Source organism: Actinoplanes utahensis (assembly GCF_016862455.1).
GTDB classification, from domain to species: Bacteria; Actinomycetota; Actinomycetes; order Mycobacteriales; family Micromonosporaceae; genus Actinoplanes; species Actinoplanes utahensis.
This window is the reverse complement of the sequence record NZ_BOMZ01000060.1, coordinates 21,398-29,582: the sequence shown is the minus strand read 5'-3', so window position 1 is coordinate 29,582 and position 8,185 is coordinate 21,398. Positions and strand designations below refer to the sequence as shown.

Below are 8,185 nucleotides of genomic sequence, written 5' to 3'. Positions count from 1 at the left end.
ACGGCAGGACCACCGGACGCGGCCAGGACGGCAGGACCGCCAGTGAAAGCAGGAACGACAGGACCGCCGGACGGGGCCGGAGCGGCGGGGCCGGTCACGACGGGTCCGCGACGACTCCGCTGAAGGAGCCGGTATGGAGGTCTTCGGCGCGCCGTGCGAACAGGTGCAGCTGCGAGGCCACGTCCCGGAACGGCGCCCGGCTGCTCAGCTCAAGCTCCAGCTCGAGGACCGCCTGCGGGTCCTCCTCGAGGACGGTGGCGGGCAGCAGGTCGGCGATCACTCGCACCCCATGGGTCTGCTCGACCTCGAGCCCGGCTGCCGTGAGCAGACCCCTCGCCGTGACATCGTCGTAGCGGCGCAGCAGGGTGTCGCGCGGGCCGGCACGGCCCGCCGGGTCGGTGACCAGCGCGGCCGCCGCCCGCAGATGGCCGTTGACGGCGCGGCCCAGCACGGCCGCGGCCCGGCTCGCGACCAGCACGCTCACCGCGCCGCCCGGCCGCAGCGCCGCCGCGATGGCGGTGACCACCCGCTCGGGGTCGTCGACGACCTCGAGGACGGAGTGGCAGAGGATCAGGTCGGCGCTGCCCGGGTCGACGAGGGAGGCGAGCGCGTCGCCGTCGCCCTGGACGGCCCGGACCCGGTCGGCGACCCCGGCGTCGGCGGCGCGGCGGGTGAGCGCGGCGAGCGCGTCGGGGCTGGCGTCGATCACGGTGACGGTGTGGCCGTCCTCGGCGAGCGGCACCGCGAATCCACCGGTGCCGCCGCCGACGTCGAGAACGGTCAGCTCGCGGCCCTGCCGCTCCAGCTCGCGGCGGAGCACCGCCCAGACCGCGGCGGTGCGGGCCGTGACGTGCGGGCGGCCGGTACGCGCAGAAGTTTCCACGTTCAGCAGCCTAGTGCGGTGTCCACGAACATTCACCGGGTGTGGTCCGGTGGTGTGGTGGATCCTCGCGCACAGGTGTGGGCGAGCGACTCCCCACCATCGGTGGTGGGGCGGGCCTCCGCGGGCCAACCGACCCTGCCGCTGTGTGGCGGCGGGGGTCACGCCGTGCCGGTCCGACACCAGGGAGGTGTCGGCCGGCTCGACGGTGCGTGACCACCGCACCGGCTGCGTCCAACTCGGCGAACGTGCCCGGCCCCGACGCGGCCAACAGCCGGCACAACTCCTGATAGCCCGCCACCGGCTTGTCACCGGGGTGGCGCCGCCAGTCGTTGACCTCCAGCACACACGCCCACACGTCACCGGCCGACCGCAGACCGAAACACCGCCGCCGCTGCCCGCGCGTCAGGCGCAGACCGAGCCGGGCGGTGCGATGCACCACCGGACCGGCACCCTCCACCCACCCCCTAGGCAGGTGACCACTTTATACGCGACCCTAGGCGTGAAGCAATGCCGGGAGTCGGTGAACGTTCGTGGACATCGCACTAGCGAGAGTGTCGACTCAGAATTGGAACAGCACCCCGGTGGCGCGGGTCATCTCGCAACTGTTGCCGTAGGTGCGTTCCCACTTCACCCGCTTGCCCTGCCAGGTGCCTTTCACCCGGGCCGTGACCGGCTGGTAGAGCATCATGCAGAGGGAGTCGCCGGCTTCCAGCCGCGCCGGGTTCCCACCGCTGCCGCGCAGGGTCGCGCAGGCCTGGTCGGCTTTCGGATGGCCGCCGCCGGACGGGTCGCAGGTCAGTTTCACCGCCTTCGCCTGGTAGGTGAGCGTGAGCGACGAATCGGCCACGGCAGGCCCCGGTACCAGTGACAACGCCGCGGCGAGACCGATCATCGTATGGATCATGAGGCACCCCCGGATGACTTCGGAGTGCACCCTATCCTGCTAAAGGTGCATGTCACCGGAAATCCCGCGAATTCGTGGCAACTGGTGGGGTGACCGCGTCGAGACGATCAGCGACCAGGTTCAGGACCCCCGCCACCTTCTCCAGACGGCCGCGTACCAGCAGCGCCGCACTGCTGCGCGCGACCCGCCGGTATCGCACCCACAGCCCCGCCGAGCAGGTCACGTTCAGCATCCCGGTCTCGTCCTCCAGGTTCACGAAGGTGACCCCGCCCGCCGTCGCCGGCCGCTGCCGGTGGGTGACGATCCCGCCGACCCGCACCCGGGTGCCCGCCTCCACCCCGGCCAGCCGCGCGATCGTCAGCGCCCCGGCTCGGTCCAGCTCCTCCCGCAGGAACCGGGCGGGATGCGTCTCCGGCGACAGGCCGGTCGCCCACACGTCGGAGACCAGCACGTCCAGGTCGCTCATGCCGGGCAGCGTCGGCGCCTCGGTGCCGGTAACCGTGCCCGGCAGGCGGTCCGGTTTGTCCTGCGAGGCGGCGCCGGCGGCCCACAGCGCCTCCCGGCGCGACAGGCCGAAACTCGCGAAGGCGTCGGCGGTGGCGAGGGCCTCCAGGTGGGCGGTGGAGCATCCGGTACGCCGTGCGAGATCCGTCATCGACCGATAAGGACCATGGGCGCGCCGCTCCTGCTCGATCCTCTCGGCGAGCTCCGCCCCGATCGTACGAATGCGGGAAAGGCCCTGGCGCACCGCCGGACCGCCCAGGCCCCACGCCTGCGGAGGCTCGCCCGCCTCGCTCCGGTGCCGGCTCGCCGGCGTGGTCTCCAAGGTCGCCATCGCGTCACTGAGGTTGATGTCCGGCCGCCTGACCTCGACACCGTGCCGCCGCGCGTCGTCGACGAGCGTCTGCGGCGAGTAGAAGCCCATCGGCTGCGCGTTGAGCAGCGCCGCACAGAACGCCGCCGGGTGGTATCGCTTGAGCCAGGCGCTCGCGTAGACCAGATACGCGAAACTCATCGCGTGACTCTCCGGGAAGCCGTAACTGGCGAACGCGGACAGCTTGACGAACAGATCGTCGGCCAGTCCCCCGGTGATCCCGTTCGCGACCATCCCCTCGTACAGTCGCTTTCTGATCCTCTCCATCTTCTCCATGGACCGTTTCGCGCCCATCGCACGCCGCAACTGGTCCGCCTCCGCCGGGTCGAACCCGGCGACATCGATCGCCAGCTGCATCAACTGCTCCTGGAAGAGCGGCACCCCGAGGGTCTTGGCCAGGGCGTTGCGCATCAGGGGATGCGGCACATCAGGTTTCTCCAGACCGTTCTTCCGGCGGATGTACGGGTGAACCGAGCCGCCCTGGATCGGCCCGGGCCGGATCAGCGCCACCTCGATGACCAGGTCGTAGAACTCGCGGGGCTTGAGCCGGGGCAGCGTGGCCATCTGAGCGCGGCTCTCCACCTGGAACACCCCGACCGAATCGGCCCGGCAGAGCATCGCGTAGACCTCGGGATCGTCCAGCGGCATCGTCCCGATGTCGAGCTCGTCCTGGATCAGGTCGTACGCGTAGTGCAGCGCCGACAGCATCCCCAGCCCGAGCAGGTCGAACTTGACCAGGTCGACGGCGGCGCAGTCGTCCTTGTCCCACTGCAGGACGGTGCGGCCCGGCATCCGGCCCCACTCCACCGGGCACACCTCGATGATCGGGCGGTCGCAGATGACCATGCCGCCGGAGTGGATGCCCAGGTGGCGGGGGAAGTCCTGCACCTCGTTCGCGGCCTGGATCACGCTGTCCGGGATGTCCTCGGCCTCCGCCACGTCGCCCCAGCGGTCGATCTGCTTGCTCCAGGCGTCCTGCTGGCCCGGCGAGAACCCGAACGCCCGCGCCATGTCCCGCACCGCCGACCGCGGGCGATAGGAGATCACGTTGGCGACCTGGGCGGTGTGCTCCCGGCCGTACTTGCGGTAGACGTGCTGGATCACCTCCTCCCGCCGGTCGGACTCGATGTCGACGTCGATGTCCGGCGGGCCGTCCCGCTCCGGGGTGAGGAACCGCTCGAAGAGCAGCCGGTGCTTGACCGCGTCGACGTTGGTGATCCCGAGCGCGTAACAGACCGCCGAATTGGCCGCCGAACCACGGCCCTGGCAGTAGATGTCCGCCTCCTTGCAGAACTGGACGATGTCGTAGACGACCAGGAAGTAGCCGGGGAACCCCAGCTCGGCGATCATCCGCAGCTCGTACTCGATCTGGTCGTAGGCCCGCGGGTGGTCCACGCCGTACCGCTGCCGGGCGCCCCGCAGGGTCAGCTCCCGCAGCCAGCTCATCTCGGTGTGACCGGGCGGCACCGGATAGTCCGGCAGCCGCGGCGCGACCAGGTCGAGACTGAACGAGAGATCCTTGCCGTACATCGCGGCGTTCGCCACGGCGCCCGGATAGGCGGCGAAACGGCGGGCCATCTCCTCGCCGCTGCGCAGGTGGGCGGCCCCCGCCGCGGGCAGCCAGCCGTCCATCTCGTCCAGGCTGCGCCGGGCCCGGACCGCGGCCAGGGCGGTCGCCAGCCGGCGGCGGGCCGGCGTCGCGTAGTGCACGTTGTTCGTGGCCACCACCTCCAGCTTGCGGCTGCGGGCCAGGTCGAAGAGGGCGTCGTTACGGTCGCCGTCGTACGGGTCGCCGTGATCGGTCAGCTCCACCACCACGTTCGGGGCGCCGAAACCGTCGATCAGACGATCCAGCTCGTACGCCGCCCGCTCCGGCCCGTACGTGGCCAGAGCCAGCGGGACCGGGCCCTTCCGGCAGCCGGTCAGCACCAGGACGTGATCCTGGAGCACCTCGGCGACCTGCTCCAGACCGCCGTAGTCGGGGCGGCCCTTCTCCCCACCGCGCAACTGCGCCTCGGAGATCACCCGGGCCAGCCGGGCGTACCCCTCGTGGCCGTGCGCCAGAGCCAGCAGGTGCGGGCCCTCCGGGTCCGGCTCGCCACTGCGCGGACGGGTCAGGCCGAGCGACAACTCGGCGCCGAAGACCGTGGGAAGCCGCAGTTCGCGGGCGGCCTGGGAGAAACGGACCACCCCGTACAGGCCGTCATGGTCGGTGACCGCCAGGCCGGTCAGTCCGAGCCGGGCCGCCTCCTCGGCCAGTTCCTCCGGATGGCTCGCGCCGTCGAGGAAGCTGAAGTTGGTGTGGCAGTGCAGCTCGGCGTACTCGACCCGGCTCTCGGCCCGCACCAGCCCCGGCGCGGCCCGATAGGGCTCCCGCTTCCGGGACCAGGCCGGCGAGTCACCACCGTCCCCGTCCACCGCCAGCGGATCGACGACCGCCTCGCCGGTTCTCCCGGAGAGAGCCGCCTCCAGCCGCCCCCACGGAACATCCGGATTGTTGAATCCCATCGCTTCCTCACCCCTGGTCAGTCATAGATCGCCTCGACCATCCAGTGGCCGCCGGCCAGGGACACCAACAGGGCACGACCGTCCTCCAGGAGCATCTGGAACCGGGCCCGGCGCCGTGCCTCCCGCACCGCCCACCAGCGCTCGTCGACCGGCCACGGTCCGGCCCAGCCGGTGATCGCGACCGGCCGGCGCCTGTCGATCCGCAGCGTCGCCGGCGCGCCGGACAGCTCCAGGCGGGCGCTGACCACCACCGGTCGCCCCGCCTCGTCGAACACCGCCGCCGGCAGCGGATGCCCCAACACGATCGCCGGCGACGGCCGCGGCAGCCTGCCCGGCCACGGCGGCAACGCGACAGGCCGGGCTGGCTGCCGCCGCTTCCGCCGAACCGCCCCCACCTCCACCAGGGCGAACCCGCCACCCTCCGCTTCGGCGACACCCTTCTCCCGCGACGCCGCAAGCTCCGGCCCGCCCGCTCGATCCGCTCCGCCCGCGGTCTCCGGCCCGGCCTCTACCCGCGCGTCCTCCGGCCCGGCCGCGTTCCCTGCGCTCTGCGGCCCGGCCGCGTTCCCCGGCTCCAAGAGACCGCCGTTGACCAGCACCAATCCGCGGCGAGGGCGGCCCGCCTCGGCCGGCCACGACAGGCGCAGCGGCGGCCCGGTCGCCTTGTCGAGAACCGCGACGGTCTCGACACCGGGAATCGGATCCGCCTGCGTGGCCGCCGGACGTTCCGGCTCCCGCTCGTCGCCCCACGGCACCAGCCGCACCTGGTCGTCCGCCGACCGCCCGCCGCCGATCACCGGCATCACCACGGCTTCCGGCCCGAGCAGTCCCTGCACCCGGCTGAACGCCCGATGCGCACGCTCGCGCTCGTCCCCGGTCTCCCCCCACAGCCCCGGCTGCAACCCGGCATGAGCGAGCACCCCGTCCGGCACCAGCCGCAACCGCACCAGCCCCGCCGTCGGCCGCGCCGGCCCACCCCGCCGCGCCCCGGTGAGCCAGCCGTCCAACTGCCAGCGCACCCGCTCAGCGATCGCCGCCGCGGTCAGCAGTCCGTCATGCCGCCACACCCGGAACAGCTCCTGGCCGTCCGCCGTGACCGCCTCGATCCCGAGCCGGGTGCAGGCCAGCCCGTGCGCCGCGAGCCGATCATGCAGCCGTTCGGCCAGCGCCCGCCCGGCGAACGCCGCCACGTCCACCCGCTCCAGCACCTCGTCGTACGTCTCCTCGACCGCCAGGTCCGGCGGCGGCTTCCGCACCGCGAGCGGCCGATGATCGGCCCCCGACGCCAGCCGGTGCGCCAGCGCCCCCTCGAACCCGAACCGGGTGAGCACGTCCCCCGCCGGCAGCCGCGCGAACTCCCCGAGCGTCTTGATCCCGAGCCGCTTCAGCAGGTCCGTCAGTTGCGGTTCTTCAAGAGCCTCGACGGGTACGCCGTACAGAAAGTCCCCGCTCCTCCCCGCCTCCACCACCCGCCCGGTCCGCGCCGCGATCCCCGCCGCGAACACCCCGTCCGCGATCCCGATCTGACACTCGACCGCACAGGCGAGCGCGACCTGCTCGACGATCCGCTCGGCCGCGGCCTCCTCCCCACCGAAATACCGCGCCGGTCCCCGCACCGCCGCCGCGCACACCCCCGGCCGCAGCACCTCCACGCCCGCCACCACCTCCTCGACGGCCGCCACCACCGGCTCGAAGGCCCGCGCGTCCCGCCCCGGATCGTGCTCGACGACGATCAGATGCGGACACCGCCCCTGCGCTTCCCGCCGCCGCAGCCCGCGCCGCACCCCTTCCCGCCGCGCCGCCTCCGAACAGGCCATGACCCGGTTCCCGAACATCACCGCCACCGGCTCGGCAGCCTCCACCCCCGCCACGATCTCCGCCGCCACCACCGGCCAGTCCGGGCACCAGACCAGCAACGTACGAACCCCGGCCTCCACTACGCCCCCTCCCCCATCCCCCGCGGTGACCGGGAAAGCTCACGAGCCCGCGCCGCAACGCCGCCCTCCCCCACCACCCGACCGGAATCCCGCGACCCCGCACCCACCGGGTTCCCCGGCCCCGTCACTCCCGTCGCGGACCCCTCGCCCACCCGAACGGAATCCCGCGACCCCGCACCCACCGGATTCCCCGGCCCCGTCGCCCTCGTCGCGGGTCCCTCGCCGACCCGGCTCGACTCAGGCAGAGCAGAACCCTCATGACCACCTGAAACCGGCCCGGGTCTCTCCACCGCCCGGCCCGAACCCCGCGAGGCCGAGCCCTCGGGAACACCGGTTCCGGCCGAAGGACCCGCGACCCCGCCGGACGAACCGGGAGGGGTGGAATCTCCGGCCGCGCGAGAGGAACGGCGAGGAGTGGGATCGCCGGGCCTCGCAGGAGCCGGTGGGATGGCGAGAGGACGAACCGTGACACCCGGCATCCACATCGTGATCTCGCGTGGCCGGGCGGCAGCGCCCCGGCCACGGGCCACCACGGTGACCTCGCGGCGACGCAGCCGGCCGGCGCCGGAACCCAGGCCGTCCCAGCGGCCCTTCCCCACGTGGAGGGTCACATCCGCGCCGGACCAGTCACCCAACGGCACCAGCACACTGCCCCGCTGCCGGGCCCGCGCCGCCAGTCGGCTGACGATCGAGGACGGCACCGGCCCCGGAACCGCGGCGACCACCACATCCACCCCGTCGATCAACGCGGCCACCACGGTGGGCCAGTCCGGTCCGGGGTCCGGAACGAGCGCGAGCCGTTCCAGCACGATGCCACTCTCGGCCGCGGCGAGCGCACCCAGCGAGGGCACCCCGACCACCGCACACCAGGAACCACTCCGCGACGCGGCAGCCAGCAACGCCAGCATCAGCGAGGTACCCCCGCCGGCCGACATGCCCCGCTCGCCCGCGCCCACCCGCTGATCCGGCAACGCACGCCCACCCACGGCAGGCGATCGCGTATCCACTGACGCACGACCGCTCACAGCCGCCGACTGCCCCTCGGCAGACACACCACCATCCACCGCCGACCGTTCACC

General features: G+C 72.8%; 4 protein-coding genes and 1 pseudogene. All 5 read right to left on the bottom strand.

The window, feature by feature from the left end; genetic code table 11:
• Positions 1–94: 94 nt before the first annotated feature.
• On the bottom strand, positions 95–883 hold the full coding sequence (locus tag Aut01nite_RS21935; RefSeq protein WP_083998673.1) for a methyltransferase domain-containing protein: 789 nt from the start codon (positions 881–883) through the stop codon (positions 95–97).
• Between the two features lie 559 nt (positions 884–1,442).
• Positions 1,443–1,775, bottom strand: a complete 333-nt coding sequence (locus tag Aut01nite_RS21930) for an SSI family serine proteinase inhibitor (protein WP_236642610.1) — start codon at positions 1,773–1,775, stop codon at positions 1,443–1,445.
• Positions 1,776–1,839: 64 nt separating this feature from the next.
• Entirely contained in the window at positions 1,840–5,169 is a 3,330-nt protein-coding gene (locus Aut01nite_RS21925) for an error-prone DNA polymerase (RefSeq protein WP_204037623.1), read from the bottom strand.
• Positions 5,170–5,186: 17 nt separating this feature from the next.
• Positions 5,187–7,106 (bottom strand): DNA polymerase Y family protein, encoded by a 1,920-nt coding sequence (locus Aut01nite_RS44865; protein WP_043523834.1) that lies wholly within the window; start codon positions 7,104–7,106, stop codon positions 5,187–5,189.
• 469 nt (positions 7,107–7,575) lie between these two features.
• Positions 7,576–8,029 (bottom strand): annotated as a pseudogene (gene imuA' / locus Aut01nite_RS21915) (DnaE2-dependent mutagenesis accessory factor ImuA'); the annotation flags it as partial.
• Positions 8,030–8,185 lie beyond the last annotated feature (156 nt).